The following is an 18,736-nucleotide window of genomic DNA, read 5'->3' on the forward strand; positions in this document are numbered from 1 at the left end:
CAACCATAACGACAACCCAAAGAACATAATAACGAGCAAGTACGCCGCTATGACCGAAGCTTCCACCGCCGTACAGATTTATCAATTCCCCCTGTCCTTCGCCCAGGAACGTCTGTGGTTCCTGCACCAATTCGAGGGGGACAACGTCGCCTACAACATCAGCGCCGCCCTGCAACTGGAGGGCCCCCTGGACCCCGCCGCGCTGCAGCGGGCGCTGGATACGCTGGTCGCCCGCCACGAGATTCTGCGCACGCTGTTCGTCAGCGACGGCGGCCTGCCGACGCAGCGGGTGACGCCATCCCTGCACATCGCCATAGAGCGGGTGTGGTTCGCCGACAGCGACCTGGAAGCCCGAAAAGCCCGCGCTCAGGCGTACTTCGTGGAAAGAAACCGCCGCCCTTTCGACCTCAGCCAGGGGCCGCTGCTGCGCGTCACCCTGGTGGAGCTGGACCACAGCCGCTCTCACGCCCTGAGCTGGCTGAACCTGTGCATTCATCACATCATCGCCGACGCCTGGTCCGTGGGCGTCATCGTACGCGAGCTGGCGGCATTGTACCGCGCCGCCCTGCGCCATCGTCCCTGCGAACTGCCGCCGCCGGCGCTGCAGTATGCGGATTTCGCCGTGTGGCAGCGGGAGCGTCTGCAAGGCGAGACGCTGCGGCAGGAGCTGGATTTCTGGCGGAGCCAGCTACAGGGCGCGCCAGCGCTGGTGAATCTGCCTCTGGACTATCCGCGCACCCAACAGCCCTCGCCGGATGCGGACTGCGTGCGCATAGACCTGCCCGCGCGTCTGGCGCATCAGGCCCGGCATTTCGCCGGCGCGTCAGGCGCCAGCCTGTATATGGTGCTGCTGGCGGCTTTCAACGTGTTGATCGGTCGTCTCAGCGGACAGCAGGATGTAGTGGTGGGCAGTCTGATCGCCAACCGCAATCAGGCGGATGTGGAAGCCCTGGTGGGCTTCTTCGTCAACACCCTGCCGCTGCGTTGCGATCTATCCGACGATCCCAACTTCCGCGAACTGGTGCGCCGGGTCAAACACACCGCCCTCAACGCCTACAATCACCAGGATCTGCCCTTCGAGCGCATGGTGGAAGCGTTGCAGCCGGAGCGCGATCTCAGCTTCCCGCCGTTGATCCAGCTGCTGTTCGTGCTGCAAAACGCGCCCATGGACGCGTTCGAACTGGAAGGGGTGCAGGTGACGCCGTTGCGCCTGCCGCAGCCCGGCCAGATCCGCTTTGACCTGGAGGTATACGGCGAAGAAGACGCTGACGGCTTCCATCTGGATTTCTGGTTCCGCTCCCAGTTGCTGCACAAGGACTCCGTGCAACGGATGGCGCGCCAGTATCTGACGCTGCTGGAGGCGGCGCTGAACCAGCCGCAGCGCCCCGTGATGGGACTGCCCATGCTGGACCGCGACCAGTACGGCGAACTCAGCCGCGGCTTGTTTCTGGAGGCGCAGCCCTATCCCGACACCCTGTGCATTCACCAGTTGTTCGAGCGCCGCGCCGAACGGCATCCCGAACTGACGGCGGTCATGCGGGACGGTCGCTCCCTCAGCTATGGCGAGCTGAACCGCCGCGCCAACCGCCTTGCCCATCTGCTGATCGGGCGCGGGATTAAGCTGGAGGACCGCATCGGCATCTGCCTGGACCGCTCGCTGGACATGGTGGTCGCCCTGCTCGCCGTCTTCAAAGCCGGGGCCAGCTACGCCCCTCTCGACCCGGCGTATCCCACGGAACGCATCGCCTACATGCTGGAGGACAGCGGCGCGCGCCTGACTCTGACGCAGCAGACCGCCAGCGGGCGTCTGCCGGAGAACGTCGCCACGCTGATGCTGGACGACCTGGAAACCCTGACCTCCGCCTGCGAGGACAGCAATCCGCAGCATCCTGTGGCCGCGGACAATCTGGCCTATGTGATCTACACCTCCGGCTCCACCGGTCTGCCTAAAGGCGTGGCGATTGAGCATCGCTCCGTCGGCGCGCTGATTCACTGGGCGCAGACCCAATATCATCTGGAAGAGCTGGAGGAGGTGCTGGCCACCACGTCCATTTGCTTCGACCTCTCGGTATTCGAGATTTTCGTTACCCTGTGCAGCGGCGGCCGCGTCCATTTGGCGGACAATATGACCGCGCTGGCGGAGCGCGCTGGCGATCTGGATGCCTATTCCAAAGTCAGTCTGATCAATACCGTGCCATCCGCCATTCAGGCGTTGTTGCGCGCTAACGCCGTGCCGCCCCAGGTGCGCACGGTGAATCTGGCGGGCGAGCCCCTGAAGCAGGAACTGGTGGAGCAGCTCTACGCATTGCCGCATATCCGTCGCGTTTATGATCTCTACGGTCCCTCCGAGGACACCACCTACTCCACCTGCGCCCTGCGTCGCCCCGGCGGCAAGGCCAACATTGGGCGTCCCATCAGCAATACCCTGATTCATATTATCGACGAAAACCTGCAACTGGTTCCCCGCGGCGTGGCGGGTGAATTATTGATCGGCGGCCGCGGTCTGGCGCGGGGCTACCTGGGCAAGCCGGAGCTGACCGCCCAGCGCTTCATCGCCAATCCGTTTTCCGGCGATCTCAGCGAGCGTCTGTACCGCACCGGAGATCTGGTGCGGGTGAACAGCGACGACCAACTGGAATATCTGGGGCGTATCGACCAGCAGGTGAAAGTGCGGGGATTTCGCATCGAGCTGGGCGAAATTGAATCCTGTATCAATAACTTACGAGATAATAGTGAGAAAATAGTTAAAGACGGCGTGGTCTCCGTCATCAAGGACGACAACCTTGGCCCCTACCTGGCCGCCTATGTGGTCGGCGCCCCCGGGCGCAGCATCGACGCCGATGACCTGAAACGACGGCTGGCGCGCCGCCTGCCCGGCTACATGGTTCCTGAGGCGATCATTACGCTGGACGCCATCCCCTTGACCGCCAATGGCAAGACCGACCGCAAGGCGCTGCCCATTCCCCAGCGCAGCGCCCGCGAAACCGAGTATGTAGCGCCCGGCAATGGGTTTGAGCAGGCGGTGGCGGACGTATGGGGAGAAGTGCTGCAGCAGGAGGTCATCGGCGTACGTGACAACTTCTTCCAACTGGGCGGTCACTCCCTGCTGGCGACCCAGATTATCGCCCGCCTCAACCAGCGCTTCGGCGCTAGCCTCACCGTGCGCAATCTGTTCGAATGTCCCAATGTAGCGGAACTCGCCGCCCTGGTGCGCGAACGCAGCATCGCCGCCATGGAGACCTCTGCGGAGAAAGCCATCCGTCGCACGCCCACCGGCGGCGCCCGGCGCGCCTCCCTGGCGCCGGCGCAGATGCGTCTATGGTTCCTCAGCAAGATCGACGGAGGCAGCAGCGCCTACAACCTGCACATGACTGTGCGCATCAATGGCGAGCTGCACGCGGACCGCCTGCAGGAGGCGTTCGCCTGCGCCTCAGCGCGGCATGAGATTCTGCGCACCACCTTCCATGAAGACGACGCCCTGGGGGCGGATGGCGCGCCCTATCAACGCATTCACCCAGAACTTCCCTGCGAGTTTCTCCAGGCCAGCGTGGAATCCCACCCGTCTGAGCGGCGCGAGGCGGAGGCGGAACGGCTGGCCGTGGAAGCAGCGCAGACGCCTTTCGACCTGAGCCGCGGGCCTTTAGTGCGGGTGCTGCTGGTGCGACTGGCGCCGCGTCGCCATGTCATGTTGCTGGCGATGCACCACATCATTTCCGACGGCTGGTCCATTGGCGTCCTGTTTAACGAAGTGAAGGCGTTCTATCAGGCCATCAACCCGGAAACCTTCGCCCTGGACGCCGCCGCGACGCTCAATCTGCCGCCTCTGTCCCTGCAATACGCCGACTACGCCGCCGAGCAGATTTTGCGCCTGGAGCGGCCGGAAGCGCAGCGGCAGCTGGAATACTGGCGCACGCAACTGGCGGACGCGCCGCCTCTGCTGGAACTGCCCCATGACCGTCCACGCCCGGCGCAGGCGGATTTCGCCGGCGACACCTTGCCCTTTCATATCGACAGCGGCCTCACCGCAGCGTTGCGCCGCTTCGCCGACGCCGCCGGAGCCAGCCTGTTCATGGTGAGTTGCGCCGCCTTCGCCGCCTTGATGAAGGTGTACAGCCGTCAACGGGACATTGTCATCGGCGCGCCGGTAGCGAACCGCACCCGCCCCGAGCTGGAGCCGCTGATCGGCTTCTTCGTGAACACGCTGGCGCTACGCATTCGCAGCAAAGAAGATTTTAGTTTCAATGAGTTACTGAAAGAAGTTAAAACCGTTTCTCTTGACGCTTATGAACATCAGGACCCGCCTTTCAACAAAGTGGTGGAGTCGCTGGAGCTGGATCGCGCCCTTAACCACAACCCGTTGTTCCAGGTGATGTTCGTGTTGCAGAACGCGCCCACCGTGACGCGGGAAACACCGGACCTGGAGATCACGCCATTCCCAATCCGTCAGCAGCGCGCCGCGTTTGACCTGCTGTTCTCCCTGACCGAATCTCAGGGGCGGATGCACGGCGAGGCGGTCTATAACCGCACTTTGTTCGATCGCGCCAGCATCGAACGCATGCTGGAGGTGTATCTGAGCCTGCTGGAGCTGTGCGTCAACCGTCCGGATGAACCGGTGCTGAGCCTGCCTCTGGCGGCGCCGGCGGAAATTCCCGCCCAACCTGCCCAGACGCCTGTCCCTTTGCCCGCCCTGATTCAGGATCAATGCGAGCGCACTCCGGATCTGGAGGCCCTGAGCTGGACTCCTCAAGCCACGGCGCTGACGGAATGGTCACGGCTCAACTCCCACGTCAGCTACGGGGAATTCGCCCGCCTCGCCAATCAGGCGGCGGACTGGCTGCGGGAGCAAGGCGTGGCGAGCGGCGATGTGATGGCGCTCTGGTTGCCCCGCAGCCCGGAGCTGTTCGTACTCAAGTATGCGGCGCTGAAAATGGGCGTCGCCTATGCGCCGATCGATCCGGAACTCCCTCTGCCCCGGGTGCGGCAAATGGTGGAAAGCGCCGCGCCGCGCCTGCTGGTGGCGGTGAATGCGCAGCATGGTTGGGAAGACGCGCCCTGCGCCATCGCGCCGCTGCCGCAACTGTGGGCGCAACTGTCCCGTCGCCGCGCGGAACCACCGCCGCTGCCGGACCCGAACTGCATCGCCTATATTTTGTACACCTCCGGCAGCACCGGCGCGCCCAAAGGCGTCGCCATGCCCCAGCGCGCGCTGAGCAATCTGGTGGTATGGCATCGTCAACATCCCCGCCTGAGCGCGCCGTCGCGCACCCTGCAGTTCGCCGCCATCGGCTTCGACGTCTGCTTTCAGGAATTCGCCGCCACGCTGGCCTGCGGCGGCTCTCTGGTGCTGTGTCCGCCGCGCTTGCGGCAGGACCCGCGCGCCTTGATGACGTTTATCCGGGAGCAAGGGGTGGAACGCTTGTTCTTGCCTTTCGTCGCCTTGCAGCAACTGGCGGAGACCCTGACTGGGAACGAGTCGGGCCAGAACCCCGTCGCCAGCGACAGCCTGCGCGATGTGGTCACCGCCGGCGAGCAGTTGCAGATCACCGCGCCGGTGCGCCGCTTCTTCCGGGAACGCCCGCACTGCCGTCTGCATAATCATTACGGCCCCACGGAAGCCCATGTGGTGAGCGCTCTGCAACTGGATGATCAGCCTGAACGCTGGCCCGTCCTGCCCGGCATCGGCGCGCCCCTGTGCGGCGTGCAACTGCATATCTTCAACCAGTTGGGACAGCCTGCGCCCGCCGGCGCCCCCGGCGAGCTGTATATCGGCGGCGTGTGTCTCGCCCAGGGCTATGTCGGTCGCGACGACCTCACCGCCGAACGTTTTATCACCACCACCCTCATGAGCTCCCACGGCGAGATCAGTCAGCGCCTGTATCGCACCGGCGATCTGGCGCGCCGCACCGCCCAGGGGGAGTTCCTGTATCTGGGGCGCATTGATGAACAGGTGAAAATCCGCGGCTTCCGGGTGGAGCCCGGCGAAGTGGAGGCAGTGCTGAACAGCCATGACGACATCAAGGCGGCCGCAGTGATCGCCCGGGACGACGGCGCCGGCATGCGCTTGCTGGCCTATGTGGAGCCCCGCCAGACCGCCGGATTCGACATCGCCGATCTGCGCGCCTGGTTGCGCAAGCGTCTGCCCGACTACATGGCGCCGGCCCGCATCCTGACTCTGGAAAAAATGCCGGTCACCGTAAGCGGCAAGATCAACCGCCGCGCCCTGCCCGCGCCGGACGCGCTGCGCGAGGCGCCGGAACTGCTGGCGGAGCCGCGTAGCGCTCTGGAGCGCAGTCTGCATGACATGTGGAGCGAACTGCTGGGGCTGCCGCATATCGATATTCTCGCCAACTTCTTTGAACTGGGCGGCCACAGCCTGCTGGTCACCCGTCTGCTCAACCGCATCCGCGCGCGCCTGAGCGTGGACGCCACGGTCAGAGACGTCTTCGAAAACCCCAGCATCGCCGAGCTGGCGGAGAGACTGGCGGCGCTCGCTCCCGCCGCATCGGACGACGACGAGCGGCTATGCGCGCAGACCCGGCCCGCCGCGCCGCCGCTGTCCTTCGCCCAGGAGCGGTTGTGGTTTCTGCATCAACTGGAAGGCGCCGCGGCGGGGTACAACATGCCCATCGCCATGGAGCTGAAAGGCCCCCTGGACGACCAGGCGCTGCACGACAGTTTCCGCGACATCATCGCCCGCCATGAAGTGCTGCGCACCCGTTTTCATATGGCGGGGGACGCGCCGGTGCAGGAGATCCACAGCGACACGGCGCCGGACTGGCGCTTCTTTGATCTGTCCGCCCTGCCGGAGCCGGAGCGCGTCGAGCAAGTCCGGGAACTGGCGCGCCTGGAGGCCAACTACGCGTTCGACCTGGAGAGCGACCGCCTGTTGCGCATTCGTCTGGTGCAATTGGAAGAACAGCGTCATGTGCTGCTGGCGACCATGCATCACATCATCTTCGACGGCTGGTCCAATAGCGTGTTCGTGCGGGAATTGCAGGCTTTCTATCACAGCCGGCGCACCGGCTCCGCCGCCGGACTGCCGCCCATGCAGCTGCAATATGCGGACTTCGCCTGCTGGCAGCGCCGTCTGCTCACGCCGCAACGGGTGCAGCAGCATCTGGACTACTGGCGCCAGGAACTGCAGGACGCCCCGGAGGCCATCCGTCTGCCCCGTCGCCCCCACAGTGAGGCCGCAGGTTTGTGCGCCCTGGCGGTGCAGGATCTGCCGGCGCCGACAGTGACGGCGTTGCAGGAATTCAATCGCCAGCAGGGCAGCTCCCTCTACATGACCATGCTCGCCGCCTTCGCCGCCCTGTTGCAGCGACTCAGCGGGCAATCGGACATTGTGGTGGGGACCACCGTCGCCAACCGCAATCGCCAGGAGCTGGAAAGCCTGATCGGCTTCTTCGTCAACTCGCTGCCGATCCGACTGCGTCTGGACGCCAGCGCCAGCTTTCTGGAACTGCTGACCCAGGCGCGCGATAAAACCCTGCAGGCGCAGGCGCATCAGGAACTGCCTTTCGACCTGTTGGTGCGTTCGCTGCAAACTCCCAGAGTGGCGGGCCGGCAGCCCATCTTCCAGGTGGTGTTCGACTTCCAGAACGGCGATGCGCCGGCGTCCGCCGCACCGCCCAAAGCCGTCTTCCTGGACGATCTGGAGGTGTCCTATCTGCCGGGGCAGCGGGGCTCCGCCAAATACGATCTGGTGTTGTCCGTCAGCGCCCAGCCGGAGCAGGTGCGCATTGTCTTCGAATATGACCGTGAGCGCTTCACGGCGGAAGAAATCGCCGCGCTGCAGGAACACTACCTGCATCTGTTGGACGCCGCCGCGCAACGTCCCGGAGACAGCCTGTTGTCCCTGGCCGGCGCCGATGGCAAACCCGCCACCGGCGAAGCGGACGCGGCGGAGGAGTTTGATTTTTAAGGCTATGCACGATTTCTAAGCGACCTGAACAGGTCTCAGCGACTGAGTAAAAGCTGTCCAGCGCGAGCCAATAACAATAAAGACCCGCCGCTTGCCAACAGCCGTGACGCGGCGGGCTAACAAGGAAGGAATGCGGATATGATCGATTGCCTGATTGTCGGAACCAATATGCCGCCCACTCCCGAGCACGTGGAGATGGTGCGTTCCGTCGATAATCACGGCGGAGCCTGGCGCGACCTGCGGCTGGCGTTTGTGGAGCACCAGGGGCAGCCCTACACGGCGCTGGATTTGATTAACCATATTTATGACGAAGCCGGCCAGTCCCACCGGCAGTTCAACAATCTCGACTTTCTCTGGCCGGCGGTGACCTACCTGGCCTCATTCCTGCGCCGGCGCGGCTTCACCGTGGACTGGATCAACCTGTTTCAACAGGAAAAAGACGAGATGCGCCGCATCCTGCGCAGCGGTCAGGTGCGCACAGTGGCGGTCACCACCACGCTGTATGTGTCGCCCCAGCCCATGATCGAAGTGATCAAGTTCGTGCGCGAACACAGCGACGCCCATATCATCGTCGGCGGGCCGTACATCTCCGGTCAGGCGGAGGTGCGCAATGCAGACGAGCTGGCCAGTCTGTTCGAGTATCTGGGAGCGGACACGTACGTCATCAGCTCCGAGGGCGAGCAGGCGCTGGCGCACATCATCAGCGCGCTGCAAAAAGGAGAGCCGCTGGACGGCGTCGCCAATCTGGCGATCCGCGATCCCAAAAGCCTGCTGCGGCCTTTTTCCCGCACGCTGGTGGAAACGGAGTACAACCCTCTGGAGGAAAACCCTGTCGACTATGGCCTGTTTCCACCAGACCAGCTTTCCCAGTTTATTTCTCTGCGCACCGCCAAGTCCTGTCCCTACAGCTGCGCGTTCTGCGGCTTTCCACAACGGGCGGGCGCTTACAAGACCCTGGCGCCGGATCTGGTGGAGCAGGAGCTGGACCGCATCGCCGCGCTGGGCAACGTGGACACCCTCACCTTTCTCGATGACACCTTCAACGTGCCGAAAAAGCGCTTCAAGGAAATCCTGCGCCTGATGATCCGCAAGCAATACGGTTTTCGCTGGAATTCGTTTTACCGCAGCGATCAGGGGGATTACGAAACCATCCAGTTGATGCGCGAAGCAGGCTGCGAAGGCGTGTTCCTGGGCATTGAGTCCGGCAGCGACACCATGCTCAAGAACATGAACAAGACCGCGCGCCGGCGCAATTTCGCCGAGGCCATACCGCAATTACAGGAAGCCGGCATTTCCGCCCACGCCAGTTTGATCGTCGGCTTCCCCGGCGAAACTGAAGACACCATTAGGGAGACGCAAACGCTGATCGAGCAAAGCAAACCGGACTTCTATCGCGCCCAGTTGTGGTATTGCGATCCGCTGACGCCGATCTGGAAAAACCGCCAGGAATACGACCTGGAAGGCAATGGTTTCTCCTGGCGGCATCGCACCATGAACAGCGAAACCGCCTGTGACTGGGTGGAGCGTTTGTTCTTCGATATTCGCAATTCCACCTGGTTGCCCCAGCACGGATTCGAACAATGGTCTACTTTCTATCTGCAGCGTCGCGGCTATACCCGCCAACAGGTGATCGACTACGTGGCCTTGTTCAATTCCACTATCAAGGCGCAGATGGCCGATCCCACGTTGAAGGCGATTCCCGCGCCGATACTGCAGCGCATGCGTACTCTATTGTTGGAAAAAACCACGGATGACGCCTTTATGGCGAATATCCATCATAGAAGTAACGAGACAGTCAGCCAGGACGCGCTGGAAAGCTTTGCTTTCTAGGGCGGTTGCGCGGTCGGCGACCATAACAATAACGACACTCATGAACGGAACAAGGAAAATAAGGAAAGACCATGGCGCAACAAGAAAGCGGTTTTCTGCTTGACGCAAACTCACTCGCGGCAAGGGACTACTGGCGCAAATCCCTGACCAAGGCCATCGGCCCCAGCAACCTGCCCCGCGATTACGACCTCCCCCATAAAGGTCCCAAGTCTTACCAGATATACGACCTGGCGCTGGACGGCCATCTTTACGACCTCATCATGAAGGTCAGCAAGGGCGGACACTTTCTTATTTACACGATCGTCACCGCTGGCGTGCAATTGTGCCTGCAACGCTACAACCAGGCCTTCTGCGCCGACAGCGACGCCGGCGGCGTGGAAACCCTGGTCACCGGCTCACCGGCGCGACGGGAGGAAAACGGCGCCGAGCCGGGCTTTATCAACGCCCTGCCCATCATCAACAGCATTGATCCCGAGGCGTCATTCAAGACCCTGTTGCTGCAAACCCGCTCGCAGCTTCTGGACGCTTATCAGCACCAGCATTACCAGTGGCGGGAAATGGCGGAGGACTTCGGTCTGTCCTGGCGTCACCACTGCCCGCTGTTTGACGTGGCGGCCCATTACGACGCCTTGCACGGCGAGCTGCCCGCCAATCTCAACAACGACGTCACGGTGAGTCTGCTGCAGCGGGCCGGCACGCTCAGTTTCTCTATCGCCTACAACGAATCGCGCTTTCATCTGCATCGCATCGAGCTGTTCGCCGAGCATCTGCAGCAAGTGTTGACCATGGCCTTGGAGCAGCCGGATTTACCGGTGAAACAACTGGACATGCTCACCACCCGCGACTGGAGTCTGCTGGCCAGTTTCAACCTGACCGAACAAGCGACGCTCGCCAACGCCAATGTGTTGAGCCAGTTCCGCGACGTGGTGTCGCGCTATGGCGGGCATATTGCGCTGCAGACGCCGGGGCTGCAGTTGTGCTACCGCATGCTGGACGAACAATCCAATCAACTGGCGCGGGAGCTGCAGGTCTCCGGCCTGGAAAAAGGCGGACTGGTGGGCGTCTGCTGCCGCCCCGGCTGCGACATGGTGATCTCGCTGCTGGCGGCGTTGAAGGCCGGCGGCGCGTTTCTACCTCTCGACCCGGATTACCCGGCGGAGCGTCTGCGCTATATGGCGGAGGACTCCGGCTGTCGTCTGTTCCTGGTGGAAAGCCCGGAGGTGGATGCGCCCTTCATTGAGGTGCTGGAGGATCGCGGCGGCTCTGTTATTTACCTGGACGACATCACCTCCTGGCGCCAACAGTCGCCGCGACCTCTGGACTATGCCCCCGCCCCTGACGCCGCCGCTTACATGATCTATACCTCCGGCTCCACCGGCGCGCCCAAGGGCGTCTTGTTGCATCACAGCGGCTTGATCAACATGCTGGAAGCGCAGATCAAGGCGTTCAGATTGCGCAGCGACAGCCGGGTGCTGCAGGTGGCGTCATTCAGTTTCGACGCCGCGGTGTCGGAGATTTTCACCGCCCTGTGCGCCGGCGCCCGTCTGGTGCTGGCGCCCCGCGACCGCATCATGCCCGGACCGGATCTGGCGCAGGCGCTGCAGGAGTTTGAAATCACCCACATTACACTGACGCCGTCGTCCCTCGCGCTGTTGCCGGAAGACGCCGCCACGGGCCTGCAAACCCTGGTGGTGGCGGGGGAGCCTTGCCCGGCGAATCTGGTCCCGAAATGGAGCAAGGGTCGTCTGATGATCAATGCGTACGGCCCCACGGAATCCACGGTCTGCGCCACCCTCGGCGAAGTGGTGTACAGCGGTCTGCCACCGGATGTGGGGCAACCGATTCAGAATACGCAGTGCCACGTGGTCGACGCTCTGGACCGTCCCTGTCCGGTGGGCGTTCCCGGCGAGCTGTTGATCTCCGGCGTTGGCCTGGCCCTGGGCTACCATAACCGACCAGAGCTGAACGACGCCCGTTTCGTGGAGCTGGCGCTGCCCGGGTTATCCGCGCCACGGCGCTATTACCGCAGCGGCGACCGCGCCCGCTGGCGACCGGACGGCGCATTGGATTTGCTCGGCAGAACGGATCGCCAGTTTAAAGTGCGCGGTTTCCGGATCGAAGCCGGCGAACTGGAGACCCAATTGCTAAGTCGGGAGGATATTCAGCAAGCCGCCGTCGTCGCCCAGGGCGAAGAGGCGGATCGCCGTCTGTTGGCCTACGTGGCGCTGGCGCGCACGGCGAGTAAAGGCGAGTTGCAGACGGAAGCCATTCTGGACTATCTGCGTGAGCGTCTGCCGCCTTACATGCTGCCGGATCTGCTGGTTCCGCTGGACGCGCTGCCGCTGACGCCTTCCGGCAAGACGGATTACGCCGCACTGGAAGGCATGCACGCCGCCGCGTCGCAAAATGAATTCGTCGCGCCTCGCGATGACGTGGAGTTAGGCGTGGCGCGCATCTGGGAACGTTTGCTGGAGCGCAGCCCGGTGGGCGTGACGGACAACTTTTTCGCCCTGGGCGGCTTCTCCCTGTTGGCGGTGCGCTTGATGAGCGCCATTCAGCAGGAGTTTCATGTCGCCCTGCCCCTGACCACCCTGTTCCAGCATCCGACCGTGGAGAAACTGGCGGAACAGGTGCGCAGCGCCCGCAAAGCCCATCCTGAAGACTGGTCGCCCCTGGTGACGCTGACCGCCCGCGGCGAACATCCGCCGCTGTTCTGCGTACACCCCACCGGCGCCACGGTGCTTTGTTATTACCATCTGGCCGCTTGTCTGGGGGAGGCGCGCCCCTTTATCGGCGTACAGGCGCGAGGCATCGAGCCGGAGCAGCTCCCCTTCGACAACATCCCGGAGATGGCGGCGTACTATGCCGACGCACTGTGTAAGCGTCAGCCCACCGGGCCGTTTTATCTGGCGGGATGGTCCTTCGGCGGCGTGGCGGTGTTCGAGGTCGCCCGCGTGTTGCAGGCGCGAGGCCGGGAAATCGCCTTCCTGGGCCTGCTGGATTCTTACGCGCCGGATGTATTCGACGGCGGCTTCGAAGCCCACGACGATGCGGAAATCATCAGTTCGCTGCTTGGCGGCATCGCGGATGTGGATCCAGAGTCCCTGCGCGGTCTGTCCACGGAAAACCAGCTGCAGGCGGCCATTCAAGCCACCCAGCAAGCCCAGGCCCTGCCGCAGGGGTTCAGCCTGGAGCAGGCGCGCCGCATTCTGCAGGTAAGCAAGTTGAATTACCATGCGGTGGAGTCTTATCAACCACAGCCTTACAACGGCAAGATCACCCTGTTCCGCCCTCTTGGGGAGGAGCAGTTGGCGAAGTCCGTATGCCCGGACGATCCCAGTCTGGGCTGGTCCAAGTGGGCGCAACGGGGCGTGGAGGTGGAGTACGTTCCCGGTCGGCACCAGACCATGGTGCAGCCGCCCAATGTTGAAACCTTAGCCACGCGTCTGCTGGTGCATCTGCAGCAGGCGGAATCCTTTACTCCCATGACGACGGAACGAAAGGAGCAGACAGCATGACCACAACCTCACCCATCACTCATCGTATTCCCACCGCCCGGTGCAATAAGCAGGAAAGCCGTCCCCTCGCCTTTGCCGGGCATCTGGTGCGGGCGCAGGAGGGCGACACGCTCGACAGCGTCAGCGCCGATGACTTTCATTTCGCCATGGAACAGAAAGGCGTGGCGTTGTTTCGCGGTTTTGAAGCGACGCCGGAGTGTTTCGGCGACTTTGTGGAGAAATTCAGCTCGCGCCTGATACTTGATCCCACCCGGCAATCCTATGACCGCCGCGTGCAGCGGGTGCTGTCAGGAACCCCGGGCATCGAGCTGCACAGCGAGCACAGCAACAGCCCGTTCACCCCGGATTACATCTGGTTCTACTGCCGGCGCGCCGCCGGCGAACGCGGCCAGACCACCTACTGCGACGGCCTGGAACTCTGGCGCTCTCTGAGCGAGACCAGCCGCACCTTCATCGAGAACGTGCGCTTTATCTATCATCGCCGGTTCCCGGAAATGTTCTGGAAAGTGTTCGTGGCCTTCATGATCGACGAAGACATCCCCGTGGAGGAGATCAACCGCGATCATCTGGAGAACTTATTCAGCGGCCTTGCAGGAGTGCGAATAGAGCTGACCGCGGACAATCAACTCGATTTCAGCTACTCCACCTACGTCTACAACGAACTGCCCGGCGGCCGCCGCGCCCTGGCCAACAGCCTCACCGGCCCCTATCCCGGCCAGACCGTCACCATGGAAGACGGCTCCCCCATCCCCCACTGGCTGATGGGAGAACTCAAATCCCTGCACGACCTCCACACCCGCGACATCCCCTGGCGCGACGGCGACATCGCCGTCCTCAACAACAAACGCATGATGCACGGCCGCCGCCCATCGGAAGACATGGGAAGGGAACTGTTTTCTGCGTTGAGTTATGGGTGACGGGGGAGTTTATTTTTGTGCCTCATCCCCAGCGTTTTGGGGGTGAGGCGCTGTGCTTTCGCATTCTGAAATCGCTTTATACGCGTACTTCAACGTACCGTCTTTTGATGAAGATTCCGGCTCTGCGCTACGCCATTCATCAATAAACTTCATAGCCGCGACCAAACCTTCCAAATAGAGACTGCGATGGAACAATGTCATCAGATTGATTTTGAGGGTGATCAGCACCGGTCTGCTCCCCCTATTCTCCACCCTGTCCTTATCAAAGAAATCTACGGTTTCTTCCAGCGGTGAGACAGGGTTCCGCGGCAATGACAATAAAACCTTTCATCATCGGAGAGAAGAATTGGCTCTTCGCTAACACCAAAGGCGCAGCTCACACTATCCTCTGCCGTCTGATCGAGACGGCCAAGACCAATAGTCTGGTACCTTTCCATTACCTGACGCATCTACTGATGCGAGCTGTCGAAACAACTCAGCGATAAGGTTTGCGAAAATCAAATCACCGCAATCACCGTCACCGGAAGCTGCCTGATCATCGTCAGGCCATATGCGCGATATTCCAGTTCTGGAATTCCACTCGGCGGAACATGACGCGTAGCAGCATGAAATTTGTATGCATAGGAGTTGCATGCAGGAGTTAGTGCGCTGCCGCACCGACGCAATACTAACGCCAACAGCATAATTTCTGTACCGGCGGATCGTTGGATCAAATGGAGGTATGTATGAGAAAGTCTGACGCACAAAACACAAAAAAAGAACGATTACGCAACGCCCCCACAGACCTAACAACAATGAGAATCCCAACCGAGTCGCCAAGGTCAGCAACCTGCTTCATAACAACAGCGAGCACAGGCTATGCCCAGCATGGATGAGAATAAGGGACAGTGGAAGCGCTATATTGCCGTTGAAAGACGTATGGCTGTCCGTCGGAGGATTGGACTCAGGCGCGTCTTGACCGGGAGATTTGTTCAAAGTGGCTCAATACGCATCAGCTCATCGGCAACGCTATGCAAGCGACGACTGCCGGGCCGCCATGAGCCGGGCCAGACGCATAAATTATATTGAGATCGTATTGCGTAATGGCCCGATTCAAATGCACTTATATTGGTTGAATACAAGGATGATCGACCCTGTATTTGCGAACATAACGAGTAATAAGGATTTAGATCAAATCACATTGCGCAGTAAAGCCAAAGCAATGGCTCAATGGCTCAATGGCTCAATGGCTAATGTACTGAATGGTACGCAATATAGAGAAGACGTGGCGGTTTGGGTAAAGCAGCTTTATAGGCTGAATTGAAAATTCACCAAGTCTATGGAAGCTGTTCTGTATATTTTTACCGTGCGGGTTTTCATTGATTCTAAATTTGTAATTTTCTACAGCTTGGTTAGGCGACGACACCCGACAACATTTGCGTAACGCGGTCCGAAGCGAGTTGACGACGGGTCCACGAAACGAAAGGAGAAAGTCATGAGGAAAGAAACCTATCGCCCAGATCTGAAAGCACACGTGCTGACAGATGAAGCCAACCGCGTGCGCGCCATCCGGCACACCCAAGAGTACTGGGAGAGCCCGACGGGCGGCGGGTTACCGACCGCCATTGCGTACCTGCGGCAATTTGCCGGCGTGTACGAGATCCCAACGAAGAAGCTCGACCATCTCGAAACAAAGGTGAACTTCCTGGAGCCTCGGGAGCAGGACGAAGAGTACCGGCTGTGGGAGGAGAGGCGTCAGTTCGACTCGGAGACCTTCGGCTTCTACCAGACTTGGTTGAACGTTCCAGTGTGGCTCGCTGGCGTTAAAGTGACCGTGAAGCAGGGTCCGAACCGGGTCATCGCTTCGGAAGACACGACCCAGCTCGGCATTGACGCGAAGATGCCCCCAGCGGAAGCCATTGCGCGCTACCGCGACCTGTTCACCAGCGCCAACGCCGCCACGATCCAGCGCCGCGCGATGCGCGCCCATCCCGACCTCCGGGCGGTCAGACAGCCTAAGGCGGCCGAAGGCGGAGCCGAGCGTGCGGGCGAAGCCTTAGTGCGCGGACTGCTCGCCTTCAAGAAGGACGCCGAGGAGAAGCGCGCAACCGTGCATTTCATTCGTGGGCTCTTCTGGATCTACCGTTACGACGCCGCTGCGCGGCTACCGGAAGACGAGCCGGAGGCGGTTCCGGTCATCAAGGAACAAGCCGAGGCTGAGGCCGGTCGCCGAGCCAGGAAGGGCGGGAAGGAAGCGCCCGGCCCAGCCGTCCCGCGCCCCTTCGACCTCCCTGACGTCGACCGCAAGGTCAAGGACGGCGCCTACTACATGGTCGCAGAGATCACCTTTGAGGTCGCCGTAGGGCGCGAGCGGCACGTGTGGCGGGTCCTCGTCGACCTCGCCACCAACTCGGTCCTCTACCTGCGGCCGCTCTCGGCGTTCGTGAACGGCTACGTCTACGAAGACGATCCGATCACGAGTACCGGCACGACGACGCCGACCGCCTCCTCGAACAACGCCACCCTGAATCCGCACCACGACGACGTCACCCTGCAAAACCTCGACGGGCCCAATGGAGGGACGCAGCATCTCACCGGCTCTTTCGCGGAGGTCACGCAGATCGAAGGCCCGGACATCGCGCCCCCGACTGAGGCAGCCGGCGCCGACTTCGACTACGACGTGCGCACGAACAACTTCGCCTCGGTCAGCGGTTACTTCCACGTCGACCGGATCTTCCGCACGATGCAGGACCTGGGTTTCAACGTGGCCACCTACATGGCGAACACGGTGTTCCCAGTCCCAGTTGACGTCCGCTGCTTCGACATCGTCAACGCTCACTGCGTCGGCGACGGCATGGGCGGAATCGGCCACGCGGGCTACGGCATCATGGACGCCAGCATTGCCGGCGACCCGCTCGGCCGGGCCTGCGACCCACGTGTGCACCTCCACGAGGTGCTCGGACACGGGATTCTGTACGAGGCTGTAGGCGGCCCCAACATGGGCTTCACCCACAGCGCAGGTGATTCGTTATCTCTGATCTATTTCGACCCGGACTCCAACTGCAATGGCGTCGACGGCACGCCAGTCGGCAAGCCCGGCGATCTGCGCTTCACCTACGTCCCCTGGCACCCGAGCCTCAATCGGCGCTGTGACCGCGACATCGCGGCCGGCTGGGCCTGGAACGGTTCACGTGATGACGGAGGCTACGGTTCGGAGGAGATCCTTGCGACGACGCTCTTCAATTTCTACCGCTCAATCGGCGGGGATCACCCAAACCTCGGGCGGCGGCAGTTTGCCTCGCGCATGGCGATGTACTTGATCATGCGCGCCATCGGGAACCTGACTCCGGCGACTAATCCGCAGTACGCGCGGGAGTTCGCCGCGGCGCTCATGGCGACCGACGCCCTCAATTGGACGAGCGAAGGCGTTTTCGGAGGCGCCTACCACAAGGTAATCCGCTGGGCATTCGAAAAACAGGGAGAGTACCAGACGCCGCTAGTGACCAACGGCAGCGCCGCGGACGGAACCATCGTCGCGCCGGGGAACCCGCCGGACGTCGACGTTTACATCGACGATGGGCGTGCCGGCGAATACCCATTCCAGCACGTGCACTGGCATACCACGACCATCTGGAACCGCCGCGCCGCCGATGGCGTCGACGCGCACCAGGAGCCGGAGCTGGGATCGACCAACTACGCGTACGTCAAGATCAAGAATCGCGGCGCGCAGCAGGCCCAGAATGTGATCGTGTTCGGCTACCACACCAAGCCCGGCGCGGGACTGAACTGGCCGGCCGACTTCGAAGCGTTCGCCACGGCATTCATCAACGTCGGCGCCGTGAACGCCAACAACAGCGAGGAGAAGATCATCGGGCCGTTCGAATGGACCCCCAACATCAACGCCTACGGCCACGACTGCATGCTGATGGTCGTCAAGGCCGACGGGGACGCTGCGAACATCGACAATTTCACCGCCGGCGAAACAATTCCCGAGTGGCGGCTGGTCCCGAACGACAACAACGTCGGGCAGCGCAATGTGAGCCCGGTTCCCGGCGGCGGTGGCGAGCGGGGACTGATGGCGGGACTCAACGGAGTGAGCTTCCTCGCCGGCAACCCAAACCCCCGACGGGGCAAGATGACTTTCAACGTCACCCTGCCCTCGCTGTTGACCCGGCTCGGCTGGCGCTTGGAGCTCGTCGGCGTGGGCGACGGCTTCGTTCTCGCCTCAGGCGCCAAGCGGGAGGTGTTCATCAGGCTGCATTCGGGCAAGTCCTTCACGCGCGACGCTGTAGAAGCCACCAAGGACCGCGACATCCGAATCGACCTCCTGGCCAACGACAACCTGGTCGGCGGAATGACCTACCGTCTCGACCCTGATCTCTCGCTGCCCTGGAACGCCGACCGCCCGAAAGACAAGGGCTGCCTTAACGACGCCCAGCGTCTGGCCGAGTGCCTCGGTATCAAGCAGGAAATCGGAGCGGTCTGCGTGGAGAAGATCGTGCTGAGTCTGAAGGTCAAGAAGGACGACTGCTGCGACTGACCTGAACTGTACTTTTGACACGAGGGCT

7 protein-coding genes are annotated in these 18,736 nt (G+C 62.1%); 6 read left to right on the forward strand and 1 reads right to left on the reverse strand.

The annotated features are described in order from the left end of the window. Positions 1-49 precede the first annotated feature (49 nt). The 4 genes from O5O45_RS12220 to O5O45_RS12235 all read left to right on the forward strand — a co-directional run bounded on the left by O5O45_RS12220 (position 50) and on the right by O5O45_RS12235 (position 14,189). A complete protein-coding gene (locus tag O5O45_RS12220) occupies positions 50-7,924 on the forward strand; it encodes an amino acid adenylation domain-containing protein (protein ID WP_305905504.1) in 7,875 nt (2,624 codons plus the stop codon). Between the two features lie 138 nt (positions 7,925-8,062). Then, positions 8,063-9,754, forward strand: coding sequence for a PhpK family radical SAM P-methyltransferase (locus tag O5O45_RS12225; RefSeq protein ID WP_305905505.1), 1,692 nt, complete (start codon positions 8,063-8,065; stop codon positions 9,752-9,754). Between the two features lie 71 nt (positions 9,755-9,825). Continuing rightward, positions 9,826-13,272, forward strand: coding sequence for a non-ribosomal peptide synthetase (locus O5O45_RS12230; RefSeq protein WP_305905506.1), 3,447 nt, complete (start codon positions 9,826-9,828; stop codon positions 13,270-13,272). Continuing rightward, on the forward strand, positions 13,269-14,189 hold the full coding sequence (locus O5O45_RS12235) for a TauD/TfdA family dioxygenase (protein WP_305905507.1): 921 nt from the start codon (positions 13,269-13,271) through the stop codon (positions 14,187-14,189). The genes O5O45_RS12230 and O5O45_RS12235 overlap by 4 nt, the downstream gene beginning before the upstream one ends. Before the next feature lie 9 nt (positions 14,190-14,198). On the opposite strand, the gene O5O45_RS12240 is transcribed toward O5O45_RS12235, so the two are convergent. After that, positions 14,199-14,417, reverse strand: coding sequence for a hypothetical protein (locus O5O45_RS12240; RefSeq protein WP_305905508.1), 219 nt, complete (start codon positions 14,415-14,417; stop codon positions 14,199-14,201). A gap of 748 nt (positions 14,418-15,165) precedes the next feature. On the opposite strand from O5O45_RS12240, the gene O5O45_RS32080 reads away from it, so the two are divergent. Beyond that, complete coding sequence (locus O5O45_RS32080; RefSeq protein WP_305905509.1) at positions 15,166-15,492, forward strand: hypothetical protein; 327 nt, start codon at positions 15,166-15,168, stop codon at positions 15,490-15,492. A gap of 171 nt (positions 15,493-15,663) precedes the next feature. Next, positions 15,664-18,708, forward strand: coding sequence for a hypothetical protein (locus O5O45_RS12255; protein ID WP_305905510.1), 3,045 nt, complete (start codon positions 15,664-15,666; stop codon positions 18,706-18,708). Positions 18,709-18,736 lie beyond the last annotated feature (28 nt).

It is taken from the genome of Hahella sp. HNIBRBA332 (genome assembly GCF_030719035.1).
In the GTDB taxonomy this organism is placed as follows: Bacteria; Pseudomonadota; Gammaproteobacteria; order Pseudomonadales; family Oleiphilaceae; genus Hahella.

Bases quoted from the DNA above. Each gene is read 5' to 3' on its own strand.
- O5O45_RS12255 (WP_305905510.1), top strand. From the start codon at position 15,664: ATGAGGAAAGAAACCTATCGCCCAGATCTGAAAGCACACGTGCTGACA.
- O5O45_RS12230 (WP_305905506.1), top strand. From the start codon at position 9,826: ATGGCGCAACAAGAAAGCGGTTTTCTGCTTGACGCAAACTCACTCGCG.
- O5O45_RS12220 (WP_305905504.1), top strand. From the start codon at position 50: ATGACCGAAGCTTCCACCGCCGTACAGATTTATCAATTCCCCCTGTCC.
- O5O45_RS12225 (WP_305905505.1), top strand. From the start codon at position 8,063: ATGATCGATTGCCTGATTGTCGGAACCAATATGCCGCCCACTCCCGAG.
- O5O45_RS12235 (WP_305905507.1), top strand. From the start codon at position 13,269: ATGACCACAACCTCACCCATCACTCATCGTATTCCCACCGCCCGGTGC.